The 12,012-nt window shown below is 49.3% G+C and carries 12 protein-coding genes; 5 read left to right on the top strand and 7 right to left on the bottom strand.

Features of this window, described 5'->3' with window-relative positions; translation table 11 throughout:
* Positions 1 to 374 precede the first annotated feature (374 nt).
* Both dps and rhtA read right to left on the bottom strand, forming a co-directional pair.
* Positions 375 to 878 (bottom strand): DNA starvation/stationary phase protection protein Dps, encoded by a 504-nt coding sequence (gene dps / locus ACJHXB_RS13220; RefSeq protein ID WP_000100800.1) that lies wholly within the window; start codon positions 876 to 878, stop codon positions 375 to 377.
* 298 nt (positions 879 to 1,176) lie between these two features.
* Entirely contained in the window at positions 1,177 to 2,064 is an 888-nt protein-coding gene (gene rhtA / locus ACJHXB_RS13215) for a threonine/homoserine exporter RhtA (RefSeq protein WP_001295297.1), read from the bottom strand.
* Positions 2,065 to 2,298: 234 nt separating this feature from the next.
* On the opposite strand from rhtA, the gene ACJHXB_RS13210 reads away from it, so the two are divergent.
* Both ACJHXB_RS13210 and ompX read left to right on the top strand, forming a co-directional pair.
* The gene (locus tag ACJHXB_RS13210) at positions 2,299 to 2,364 is read left to right on the top strand and encodes a protein YliM (RefSeq protein WP_120795379.1); all 66 of its coding nucleotides are present in this window, start codon (positions 2,299 to 2,301) and stop codon (positions 2,362 to 2,364) included.
* 52 nt (positions 2,365 to 2,416) lie between these two features.
* Positions 2,417 to 2,932 (top strand): outer membrane protein OmpX, encoded by a 516-nt coding sequence (gene ompX, locus ACJHXB_RS13205; RefSeq protein ID WP_001295296.1) that lies wholly within the window; start codon positions 2,417 to 2,419, stop codon positions 2,930 to 2,932.
* A 48-nt stretch (positions 2,933 to 2,980) separates the two neighbouring features.
* Here ompX and opgE read toward each other — a convergent pair whose 3' ends face one another.
* Positions 2,981 to 4,564: a phosphoethanolamine transferase gene (opgE, locus tag ACJHXB_RS13200; RefSeq protein ID WP_001054670.1), complete on the bottom strand. Its 1,584-nt coding sequence runs from the start codon at positions 4,562 to 4,564 to the stop codon at positions 2,981 to 2,983.
* A 271-nt stretch (positions 4,565 to 4,835) separates the two neighbouring features.
* Positions 4,836 to 4,964: a manganase accumulation protein MntS gene (gene mntS / locus ACJHXB_RS13195; RefSeq protein ID WP_001001761.1), complete on the bottom strand. Its 129-nt coding sequence runs from the start codon at positions 4,962 to 4,964 to the stop codon at positions 4,836 to 4,838.
* A gap of 185 nt (positions 4,965 to 5,149) precedes the next feature.
* Between mntS and mntR the strand changes: the two genes are divergently transcribed.
* Together mntR and ACJHXB_RS13185 are read left to right on the top strand one after the other, a co-directional pair.
* The gene (mntR, locus tag ACJHXB_RS13190) at positions 5,150 to 5,617 is read left to right on the top strand and encodes a manganese-binding transcriptional regulator MntR (protein WP_000091016.1); all 468 of its coding nucleotides are present in this window, start codon (positions 5,150 to 5,152) and stop codon (positions 5,615 to 5,617) included.
* Positions 5,614 to 6,732: an anion transporter gene (locus ACJHXB_RS13185; RefSeq protein ID WP_000056419.1), complete on the top strand. Its 1,119-nt coding sequence runs from the start codon at positions 5,614 to 5,616 to the stop codon at positions 6,730 to 6,732. The genes mntR and ACJHXB_RS13185 overlap by 4 nt, the downstream gene beginning before the upstream one ends.
* A gap of 58 nt (positions 6,733 to 6,790) precedes the next feature.
* On the opposite strand, the gene ldtB is transcribed toward ACJHXB_RS13185, so the two are convergent.
* Positions 6,791 to 7,711, bottom strand: coding sequence for a L,D-transpeptidase (gene ldtB / locus ACJHXB_RS13180; protein ID WP_001056384.1), 921 nt, complete (start codon positions 7,709 to 7,711; stop codon positions 6,791 to 6,793).
* 218 nt (positions 7,712 to 7,929) lie between these two features.
* Here ldtB and ACJHXB_RS13175 point away from each other — a divergent pair, with 218 nt between their 5' ends.
* A complete protein-coding gene (locus tag ACJHXB_RS13175) occupies positions 7,930 to 9,522 on the top strand; it encodes an ABC-F family ATPase (protein ID WP_000961458.1) in 1,593 nt (530 codons plus the stop codon).
* 239 nt (positions 9,523 to 9,761) lie between these two features.
* On the opposite strand, the gene ACJHXB_RS13170 is transcribed toward ACJHXB_RS13175, so the two are convergent.
* Together ACJHXB_RS13170 and ybiV are read right to left on the bottom strand one after the other, a co-directional pair.
* Positions 9,762 to 11,021, bottom strand: coding sequence for a DUF1479 domain-containing protein (locus ACJHXB_RS13170; RefSeq protein ID WP_001558879.1), 1,260 nt, complete (start codon positions 11,019 to 11,021; stop codon positions 9,762 to 9,764).
* Positions 11,022 to 11,172: 151 nt separating this feature from the next.
* Positions 11,173 to 11,988 carry a sugar-phosphatase YbiV gene (ybiV, locus tag ACJHXB_RS13165; protein ID WP_000114271.1) on the bottom strand — a complete coding sequence of 272 codons (816 nt, stop codon included), beginning with the start codon at positions 11,986 to 11,988 and terminating at the stop codon, positions 11,173 to 11,175.
* Between the last annotated feature and the right edge of the window lie 24 nt (positions 11,989 to 12,012).

Raw genomic sequence — 12,012 nt, 5'->3', positions numbered from 1 at the left:
ATCCCCTGCGTGACATTCACATATATGAAAAAATCGTGCCAGTTTTGCAACTCATTGATTTATCGAGATGCGGTAAAAACGTGATGCACGATTTATAGGGCAATACCCTGAAGATGCACCATTCTGGGGCACCAAACTGGTGCGCTAAAATTGTGCACTCAACACAGTGATTATTTAGCGTAAAACCTGATGAAAAAACAATCTTTATGTAACGATTGTGTGATGATGTGGATACAAAAAATTTACTTAACCAGCTGGGGATAGCAGATGGATGCACTAAATAAGTGCGTTGAGGCTGGCTACAAAACAAAACGGCCTCCTGTCAGGAAGCCGCTTTTATCGGGTACTAAAGTTCTGCACCATCAGCGATGGATTTATTCGATGTTAGACTCGATAAACCACAGGAATTTATCCAGGTCGCGAGACGCGGCGGTCAGGATATCTGCGGTGTCGTCATCTTTCGCTTCGCCAATCGCTTTGCGTACGTCATTAGCGACGATTGCGTAACGGTCAGCCAGCTCTTTCAGGTGATCCTGAACGTTGTGGATGTCCAGCGGGTAACTTTTCAGCGGAGTTTTGCTGTTGATAACTTGAGTGGTCCCCAGAGCTACACCGCCCAGCTGCACTGCACGTTCTGCCATGGTATCCAGATGATCGATCAGTGCGGTGCGGAAGCCATCCAGCATTTCATGTACGGCAATGAAGTTAGCGCCGCGCATGTTCCAGTGCGCTTGTTTGGTAATCAAAGAAAGATCAATAAACTGGATAACCTGGCGATTCAGCAACTCTACTGTTGCTTTTTTCTCGCTGTCGGAGACATCGTTGCGGGTATAAAGCAGATTGGTCGCTTTTGATTTAACTAATTTAGCGGTACTCATAATTTCATATCCTCTTGATGTTATGTCCCAGTAATTAACGAGACTAAGTATAGCACCGGCTATGTGTTCCGCTATTCTGGCTGTTCCTATCACACTAATAGTGGTAACAAGCGTGAAAAACAAAACTAATAAAAATTCAATGGGTTAGTTATATTGATAAGAACAATTCTTATTTATTGGCTCGCCAGGAATTTTCGGAATAAATATGCTTTTGCATAATTCGATATATAAAGACGGTGTAGAGGAAAAGTAGCGAGAAATTCTGCATGGTTATGCATAACCATGCAGAAATGTAAATTTAATTAATGTCTAATTCTTTTATTTTGCTCTCTTTGCGTACTGTCAGCGTAGACCCCATTGAAGCGGCGATGATAGCGCCGAGCGCCAGCAGCTGTATGGGTGTCAGTGTTTCTCCGAGGAAAATCATCCCGGAAACGGCAGCCAGCGCCGGTTCCATGCTCATCAGCGTACCAAATGTCCGTGTTGGCAAACGGGTGAGGGCAATCATTTCCAGCGAATAAGGCAGAGCGGTCGAGAGAATAGCGACCGCCAGACCCAATGGAATAACCGACCAGTGCCAGAGTGCTTCACCAGCCTGAAGCGCTCCAATTGGCACGAAAATTAACGCTGCAATCAACGAACCAATTGCCACCGTCGCAGGGCCATGTTCCGCTCCTGCGCGTTGCCCACTTAAAATGTAAATAGCCCAACAAGCCCCGGCCCCCAGAGCCAGCGCACAGCCGGTTAAATCGACATGGGAAACGTCTTGCCCCAGCGGTAGCAGGAACCACAGACCAAGAACCGCCAGAACAACCCAGACGAAATCTACCGGGCGACGAGAAGAGAACAGCGCCACCGCCAGTGGTCCGGTGAACTCCAGCGCCACCGCAATACCCAGCGGTACCGTCTGAATAGAAAGATAAAAAAGATAATTCATCCCCCCCAGCGAAACGCCGTAAAACAACAGCGGTAACCGCTGCTCTTTGGCAAAGCGCAGTCGCCATGGCTTAAAGAACGCGATGAGGATCAGCGTTCCTAATGCCAGACGCAGCGCAGTGACACCCGGTGCGCCCACCAGAGGAAAAAGTGACTTAGCTAACGAGGCTCCACCCTGAATAGACGCCATGGCAACGAGCAATATGACTATTGGTAACCAGACCGGCATTTTACGTAATGAACCAGGCATCCTTTCTCCCACAAATATCTAAACCTAAGTAAAGCGTGGAGTGTACTGGATATACCCAATGCTGGTTGAGCATTTGTTGAAAAAATTTTCCCCCGTTTTGACTAAAATGCGCCAGGATTGATGGAATCATTAGTCTGGTGATTAGGAATAATCTGGATGAATGACAGGGAAAACATGCGTAATACTTACGCAGTTCTCTGAAAAAGTGATTTAAATTTAGATGGATAGCGGTGTATGGAAACGTTCTGTTACATGAAATGGCCCGTTAGACATCACAAATCGCGAAGAGTTTCCCATTAATTTTTGATATATTTAAAACTTAGGACTTATTTGAATCACATTTGAGGTGGTTATGAAAAAAATTGCATGTCTTTCAGCACTGGCCGCAGTTCTGGCTTTCACCGCAGGTACTTCCGTAGCTGCGACTTCTACCGTAACTGGCGGTTACGCACAGAGCGACGCTCAGGGCCAAATGAACAAAATGGGCGGTTTCAACCTGAAATACCGCTATGAAGAAGACAACAGCCCGCTGGGTGTGATCGGTTCTTTCACTTACACCGAGAAAAGCCGTACTGCAAGCTCTGGTGACTACAACAAAAACCAGTACTACGGCATCACTGCTGGTCCGGCTTACCGCATTAACGACTGGGCAAGCATCTACGGTGTAGTGGGTGTGGGTTATGGTAAATTCCAGACCACTGAATACCCGACCTACAAACACGACACCAGCGACTACGGTTTCTCCTACGGTGCTGGTCTGCAGTTCAACCCGATGGAAAACGTTGCTCTGGACTTCTCTTACGAGCAGAGCCGTATTCGTAGCGTTGACGTAGGCACCTGGATTGCCGGTGTTGGTTACCGCTTCTAATCACTTCGGTGATATAAAAAATCCGCCTCTCGGGGCGGATTTTTTGTTTTAAGGTTTCGGGTCGAAAATATCGGTTCCGAGATGGTTGTAATCCACCTTCTGTAACTGGAAGTTGGTGATGTATATCGGCCCGGCTTTCTTCTCAGATATAAACGGGTATTTGATGTTAATTTCCTTCGCTTTAATTCCCGTCCACTGGGAGAAAAAACCTAAGAAGTCATTGGCTGAGCGGCGGGCTTTAATCACCCGATGCGCTTTATCGTCGCTGGAAATGACCATAAAAGGCACCTGGAAATTTTGCTGATACTTATCATCATGGGCAAGGTATTGCACGTCTTTGCCGCGCTCTTTAAAAGCCAGACCGTGGTCAGAAAAGTAAACCAGCGAGAAGCTGCTGCCGCTGTTGCGTAACTGATCGTACAGCTTGCGCAGTAAATCGTCCGTTTGCGTCATGGTATAGAGATAGCACGACGTTTCTTTCGATTGCACAAAGGTTTCGTATTTGCCTTGTGTCCGGTCGCAGGCCTGCGGATGTGAGCCCATCAGATGTAAAACAATCAGCTGCGGTTGCGAGTGCTCTTGCGCCAGCACTTGAGCGGTCATATCCAGTAACGCTTCGTCTTTCGTGTTTTTATCTGCTTCAAAATTACCTTCTTTCAGGAAATACACTTCATCGGCACGTTTGGCGATGCTGGCGATGGCGGTATCGTATTCGCCGATTTGGCCCTGGTTGGAAAACCACCAGGTCTGGAAGCCCGCGCGATTTGCCAGGGTGACAAAGTTATCCTGAAACTGTGGTTTGCCATCGACAACGCGATTGAGCGTTAAGCCAAGCGATTTCTGCGTGGAGCCACTGGCGGCAATGTAGTCAGCAAATATCAAACCGTTAACGCTGCTGGCAAACGGGGTATTGTCCCAGTGACCGCCAAAGGCACCGAGGGCATCGCGACGCGCGCTTTCACCGATCACCACCACATAGGTCTGATACTTCGGCTTAACGGCAGTGACCGTCCAGGTATCTTTCATTCCGGAAAGTTTTGCCATCCGTTCTTGCTCTTCAATCACCTCGTTATTATTGACGATGACATCCTTAGCAAAACGAAATACCGGATAGCCAGTATCTTTCAGTTTAAATACGCCGCCCCAGGCCAGGTTTTGCACGGGAGCAACAAAAAATGCCGCCACACTGAATACCAGACACAGGCTGTCGAAGGTATTCCAGCGCGCTTTTTCATTCTCTTTTTTTCGCCTGATTGCTATTACGCCGAGCGCAAAAATAAATAAGCCGACCAGGTAGCTGTACCACGGAAAAATCGTCAGGATTTCGGTCGACTCTTCCATATTGGTGGAGTGCAATGCCAGCAATGTATTGAAATTAGGCGCGCCGTAGGCCTGAGCAAAAGGGAAATAACAAGCCGCCACCAGCGAACTGACACCGACCAGAACTTTTTGTACGCGAGGCAATGTTCGCCATAGCAAAAGCAAAATAGCCGTAAACGCAGCGGTGTAGAGCAAACTGAAGGGATAACCTAAGCCGAGGTTAATTAATAGCGACTGTAAAAAGTAGAACGCAGTCCACGGGCTAAATACCCGGCTACGGGTAACAAGCGATTCTTTGAGGGTTAAATTCATATGCCACTATCGTAACAAACGCCATGTGCTTACCCTGGCGTCAAGGGTCAATACCTGCAAGAGTGCGTGAAGAGGGGAAAGGGGTCCGCATCCGCGAGCCGCAATATACGCAGGGCTGCAAGAAGATAGAGCGAGCCGCCGTTCAGGTCAACTACTGACGAACAAATCTTTTGCGAAGGGGATTGCAAATCCGACAAAAAGTGGGGTTTTTCAGACCAAAACGCGTTGTGCCTGCATAAAAGCAGGAGTGAAGCGGCGTACCGCGACGCCGCTATTTATCGGAAGGTTTATCTTGCTGCGGTTTGTTGTTGACCATATCGCACAACATAGAGAGCAGCATTAACCGTACTTTAAAGGGAGAATGACTAAACACGCGCATACACCTCTTGAACTCATTCATAAGACCTCCTGACTTGCTAATCCCGTCGATCCTTGAGGGATGATTGCATTACATACAGATATAGCACAGGCTATATTATATAGCTATTGCTAAAACGTTAATTTTTTGTACCTTCGCAACTCTGGTTTACAATGTGCGCACGAAATGAGAACGCTATGTATGCGTCACCATAATGAGGAAGCACAATGAGTCGTCGCGCAGGTACGCCAACAGCAAAAAAAGTGACGCAGTTAGTGAACGTGGAAGAGCACGTTGAAGGGTTCCGCCAGGTCAGAGAGGCGCATCGGCGCGAGCTTATTGATGATTACGTTGAGCTGATTTCTGACTTGATCAGGGAAGTGGGGGAAGCTCGTCAGGTGGACATGGCTGCTCGTCTGGGGGTTTCGCAACCGACGGTGGCGAAAATGCTTAAGCGGCTGGCAACCATGGGGCTGATTGAAATGATCCCCTGGCGTGGCGTGTTTTTAACGGCAGAAGGAGAGAAACTGGCGCAGGAAAGCCGCGAGCGACATCAGATAGTCGAAAATTTCTTGTTGGTGTTGGGCGTCAGTCCGGAAATCGCCCGTCGCGACGCGGAAGGCATGGAGCACCATGTTAGTGAAGAGACGCTGGATGCCTTTCGTTTGTTTACCCAGAAACACGGTGCCAAATGAGCCTGCCTTTTTTACGCACGCTGCAAGGCGATCGTTTTTTTCAGTTATTAATTCTTGTTGGCATCGGATTAAGTTTTTTCGTTCCCTTTGCACCGAAATCCTGGCCTGCTGCTATCGACTGGCACACCATCATCACCTTAAGCGGTCTGATGCTGCTGACTAAAGGTGTGGAGCTAAGCGGTTATTTTGATGTGCTGGGGCGCAAAATGGTGCGCCGCTTTGCTACGGAGCGTCGGCTGGCGATGTTTATGGTGCTGGCGGCGGCGCTGCTTTCTACCTTTCTGACCAACGATGTCGCGCTGTTTATAGTTGTTCCGCTGACTATCACGCTAAAAAGACTGTGTGAGATCCCGGTTAATCGGCTGATTATTTTTGAGGCGCTGGCAGTCAACGCTGGTTCGCTACTGACGCCAATTGGCAACCCGCAAAATATTCTTATCTGGGGACGTTCTGGTCTTTCGTTTGCCGGATTTATTGCCCAAATGGCACCGCTGGCTGGCGCAATGATGCTGACACTCCTGCTGTTGTGCTGGTGTTGTTTCCCTGGAAAGGCGCTGCAATACCATACGGGGGCGCAAACGCCGGAGTGGAAACCGCGGCTGGTGTGGAGTTGTCTGGGGCTGTATATCGTCTTTCTGATGGCGCTGGAGTTAAAACAAGAACTGTGGGGACTGGTGATTGTGGCGGCGGGCTTTGCGCTGCTGGCACGTCGCGTGGTGCTCAGTGTGGACTGGACGCTGCTGCTGGTGTTTATGGCGATGTTTATCGACGTCCATTTACTAACCCAACTGCCAGCTTTGCAGGGGGTGTTAAGTAACGTGAGTCATTTATCCGAACCCGGATTATGGTTAACGGCGATTGGTTTATCGCAGGTGATCAGTAACGTGCCGAGTACCATTTTGCTGCTCAATTATGTGCCACCGTCTTTATTACTGGCATGGGCGGTAAACGTGGGTGGCTTTGGTTTATTACCCGGATCGCTGGCAAATTTGATTGCGTTACGGATGGCGAACGATCGCCGTATCTGGTGGCGTTTCCATCTCTATTCAATACCGATGCTGTTGTGGGCGGCGCTGGTGGGATATGTTTTGTTGGTTATACTCCCAGCCAACTAGGGTCTGGCCAAATAAAAAAGGCGGATTATGAATCCGCCTCTGTTTTACGTTTTCACGATTAATTCAGACGAACCGGCATCCCGGAACGATTTTTGATCGCTTCATCCAGAACAACCTGGTCAACATCAGGCTGACCGGTCACTGTCTGCACGCTCTTCGTCAGGGTAATTGGCACAATTTCCTGACCTTCAAACTGGGCTTCGGTGGTAGACAGCGGATTATGGACTTCAATATAACGGCTGCCGTCTGGCTCGGTGGTCGCTTTTACCGGCTCATCAATAAACTGTACGCGGGTACCGACCGGTACTTTCTCGAACAGGAATTTGATGTCTTCGTTACGCAGACGCACACAACCATGACTTACACGCAGGCCGATACCGAAGTTGGCGTTGGTGCCATGGATAGCATACAGGCGACCGATGTAGAGTGCATACAGACCCATCGGGTTATCCGGACCTGCCGGAACGACAGCCGGAAGCGGTTCGCCCGCAGCGCGGTACTCTGCGTGCATTTTGGCGGTCGGCGTCCAGGTCGGGCCTGCTTTCTTACGCTCAACTTTGGTGGTCCAGTTGATAGGCGTATCTTTGCCTAACTGACCAATGCCGATCGGCAGCACGATAACGGTGTTGGTCCCTTTCGGATAGTAATACAGACGCATCTCTGCACTGTTAATGACGATGCCTTCATGAACGGTATCCGGCAGGATCAGCTGCTGCGGAATGTTCAGTACAGTACCGCCTTTCGGCAGGAAGGTATCCACACCCGGGTTCGCTTCCATCATATTGGAAAGCCCCATCTGGTACTCCGCGGCAAAATACTCCAGCGGCTGAGTGTTACCTTCAGGAATGGTGATCACCTGATTCTGACCAACCAGGCGACTCCCGTCGGTTGGCAGAGGATAAGTTACCGCAGAGGCGGTACTGCAAAAGCCGACAACAGCGAAGGCCGCTGCGAATAATGTTTTCAATTTCATATTCATGTTAAGCGAGATTTTGTGCCTGGCAGGCCATTGGGTTGAGAATATTAGAGTATTGGAAGCGCATTATAAGTTCATTCCTGCTCACAGTGAAATCAGATGTGTACGAAATCACATTTTTTGCCTTTGGCTTGAGTGTAGACCTTAAGCGAGGAGCAGGATCTTCTTTCAGACTTATGGCATAATGTGCGGTTTGTCATATCTCTTTTCAGGATACGCCTGTGTTAGTTTCCAGTAACGTCACCATGCAGTTCGGCAGTAAGCCGTTGTTTGAAAACATTTCCGTCAAATTTGGCGGCGGCAACCGTTACGGCCTGATTGGCGCGAACGGTAGTGGTAAATCCACCTTTATGAAGATCCTCGGCGGCGACTTAGAGCCGACGTTGGGTAACGTTTCCCTCGATCCCAACGAGCGCATTGGTAAGCTGCGTCAGGATCAGTTTGCCTTTGAAGAGTTCACTGTGTTGGATACGGTGATCATGGGGCATAAAGAGTTGTGGGAAGTGAAACAGGAGCGTGACCGCATCTATGCTTTGCCGGAAATGAGTGAAGAAGACGGCTATAAAGTGGCCGATCTGGAAGTGAAATACGGCGAAATGGACGGTTACTCTGCGGAAGCTCGCGCCGGTGAACTGTTGCTTGGCGTGGGAATTCCAGTGGAACAGCACTACGGCCCGATGAGTGAAGTTGCTCCTGGCTGGAAGCTGCGTGTGCTGCTGGCGCAGGCGCTGTTTGCTGATCCAGACATTCTCCTGCTCGACGAACCGACCAACAACCTCGACATCGACACCATTCGTTGGCTGGAACAGGTGCTGAACGAGCGTGACAGCACCATGATCATCATCTCGCACGACCGTCACTTCCTTAACATGGTTTGTACCCACATGGCGGATCTGGATTACGGCGAGCTGCGCGTTTATCCAGGTAACTACGATGAGTACATGACGGCGGCGACCCAGGCGCGTGAGCGTCTGCTGGCTGATAACGCCAAGAAGAAAGCGCAGATTGCTGAGCTGCAATCTTTCGTTAGCCGCTTTAGCGCCAACGCCTCGAAATCTCGCCAGGCAACTTCGCGCGCGCGCCAGATTGATAAAATCAAACTGGAAGAGGTGAAAGCCTCCAGCCGTCAGAACCCGTTCATCCGTTTTGAACAGGATAAGAAACTGTTCCGTAACGCGCTGGAAGTGGAAGGTCTGACCAAAGGGTTTGATAACGGTCCACTGTTTAAAAATCTCAACCTGCTGCTGGAGGTCGGTGAAAAACTTGCGGTACTGGGTACCAACGGCGTCGGTAAATCAACGCTGCTGAAAACGCTGGTGGGCGATCTGCAACCGGACAGCGGCACCGTAAAATGGTCTGAAAACGCGCGCATTGGTTACTATGCTCAGGACCACGAATATGAGTTTGAAAATGATCTGACCGTGTTCGAATGGATGAGCCAGTGGAAGCAGGAAGGCGATGACGAGCAGGCGGTACGCAGCATTCTCGGTCGTTTGCTGTTCAGCCAGGACGACATCAAAAAGCCAGCTAAAGTGCTTTCCGGTGGAGAAAAAGGGCGGATGCTTTTTGGTAAGTTAATGATGCAGAAGCCGAACATTCTGATCATGGACGAACCGACCAACCACCTGGATATGGAATCTATTGAGTCGCTGAACATGGCGCTGGAACTGTATCAGGGCACGCTGATCTTTGTTTCACACGACCGTGAGTTCGTAAGCTCCCTGGCGACCCGCATTCTGGAAATCACCCCGGAACGCGTGATCGACTTTAGCGGTAATTACGAAGATTACCTGCGTAGTAAAGGGATCGAGTAAGTTATTATCAGTAGCCCTGATATGGTCAGGGCTACTGAAACTGATGACAAATGCAAAATTGCCTGATGCGCTACGCTTATCAGGCCTGGCAGTACCTGTAATATATTGAATCTGCTGGACTTTGTAGGCCAGATAAGGCGTTAACGCCGCATCAGGCATTAAGAAAGCGCACTTGTCAGCAATCTGAGTAACGTCGAATCGATTTTCTTAATCCCACATCAATTCACTTCCATTAACTCTCAAACATCCATGCCCAACGCTCGCTTACCGTGAATGTTCAGATCCTCCAGCGTAAAGCGGCCTTCCCAGTTTGCTTCATAATCTTCCCGCGGGAAGTCGCCAGGTGATGCGCCTTTTTCCAGCGCCATTTTGACTTTGTGTGCATAAGCCCGATTTTTCTCGCACATTGGCGCAGCAGGGATATACATCACGTTGCCCCAACCCTGTTGATTGTCTACTGGCGCGACGGAGTGAATCACATCGCAGTGCCACCAGACGGAATCCCCTGCTGTTATCGCGGGAATGGAAGTCAGCGCTTTAAGCAGTAGTGGATGCCATTTCTCTGAAATGGGCAGAACTTTGCCAGGTGCAACCCCGCACAGTTCATCGTCCGGTACGTCATCCAGCAGCGGGCGCAATAAAACATACGCCATCGCTTCCGGGATAGGCACCACATGTAACAATCCCTGACCCGATAACATATCAGAGAGCGCCGTCCAGCCCTGAAACGTGCGGAACACCGAACATTTTGTAGTGTTATCTACCGTGTACTCTTCGACATCGGTCCGGTGTGCAGCATCCCAGGGATCGTAATCATCGAAATTACCATTAAACACATTGGCAAAAACGCGCTGATAAGCGGGTAATAACCACCGTTCCAGCGCACCAGAATCGGTATGCGCGCCCAGGCCTTTAGATGTAGTACCTGGAGGGCGGCGGCGGATCCTGTCTGGATAAATCACACTGATATCAGGATTAAACCACTGTTTGCCGTTGCTTTCAGATGTCCACAGTCGGTTTAGAAAAGATTGCACAGCAGCCATGTTTTCGCTCTGCCGCGCCTGCATCTGTGCTTGCGACCAGTAAATGGGATAGATTTCGGGACGAGAAGCCTCCAGCGAGCCGAAAAAACTGTCGCCAGGGCCTTTATAAACATCATCAAAATGATTGATATCAAGATAATCGAGCATGGCACGATCCCACGCCATCGCCTGCTCGCGAGGGAAATGGCCTTTTATGACTGCACAGCCGCGACGTTTAATTTCATTGCGAGTGGCATCGCTTACTGTACCTGCGGCAATATCACTATAAGAAACTTCCGGCCAAACCGGCAGCCCTTGCGCTTTTAGGGCATCGATTTCAGCAACACGCGTTTCGATTTTTGCAGAGAGTGTATCGAAAACCTGTTGCACATCACTGAGCTGTTCCCGCAGCGCAGCTTTCATCTCTCGGATAGCTGCTTTCGCATCTGTGGGCAGCGTCTCACAGGAAAAAGTCATATCAACCTCGCTTCTTTCATTCGAAAGTAAAATGATTACGATTGATACATTAAGTTAAAAATAAGTTAACGCAAGATAAAAATCTTGAGTCAGTGCACAAAGCGAGCAAAAAGGAGAGAGGCCGAAGTGGTCACTTCGGCCAGGGGGAAGATCAACTATTGAAAGGAGCGATATTATCCAACACCGCCTGAATCACATTCAGCGCGCCTTCATGATTATTATCATCGGTAGCGTAACGGGCGATTTGTTTAATGTTTTCCGCAGCATTGCCCATCGCAAAGGAATAACGCGCCATTTTCAGCATCTCCGCATCGTTACCGCTGTCGCCAATCGCTACCACATTTTGCGGTGACAGATCCCAGCGTTTCAGTAACCGCGAAATACCATTCGCTTTATGCAGGCCAGGAATAATCAGGTCGATAAAGCCAAAACCACTGGTAACCGGCTTCATAATGCCGTCGAGCGCTACGTGCAGTTTGTCGATCACTAACGGGATTTGTTCATCCGGCAGGTTGAGCGAAAACTTGAACAGTACGTCGTCAATCTCCTGATAATCTTTTACAGGTTTCAGGCGATGGTAGTGTTTTGCCATCAGTGCGACGAATGCTTCGGGGGCGTTTTCGCTGACATATGCACTTTGCAGACCGCAGGCGACAAAATTGAGTTGCTTATCTTTTAGCAACTCGCCAATAACAATCCGCGATTCATGTCGGGTCAGTTCGCCGTGGAACAGTTGCTTGCCATGTTCGTAAACCAGTGCGCCGTTTTCCGCGACAAAAGAGATCTCATCCTTTAGCTCAGGAAAGAACGAAATAAGCTGGTAATACTGATTACCGCTGGCGACAACGAACTTAATGCCGCGCTTTTTCAGTTCCTGATATTGCGCCATAAAACGTGGTTGGTTGTACGTTTTGGCGTCGTTAAGAAAAGTACCGTCCATGTCTGTGACGATAACTTTTACGCTCATAGGTGTGCTCCTGGCTCGAAAATG

The organism is Escherichia sp. WS3227_2, assembly GCF_046486495.1.
Taxonomy (GTDB): Bacteria; Pseudomonadota; Gammaproteobacteria; order Enterobacterales; family Enterobacteriaceae; genus Escherichia; species Escherichia coli.
Note: the sequence above shows the minus strand (reverse complement) of the source record. Positions and strands in the feature narration are given on the sequence as shown.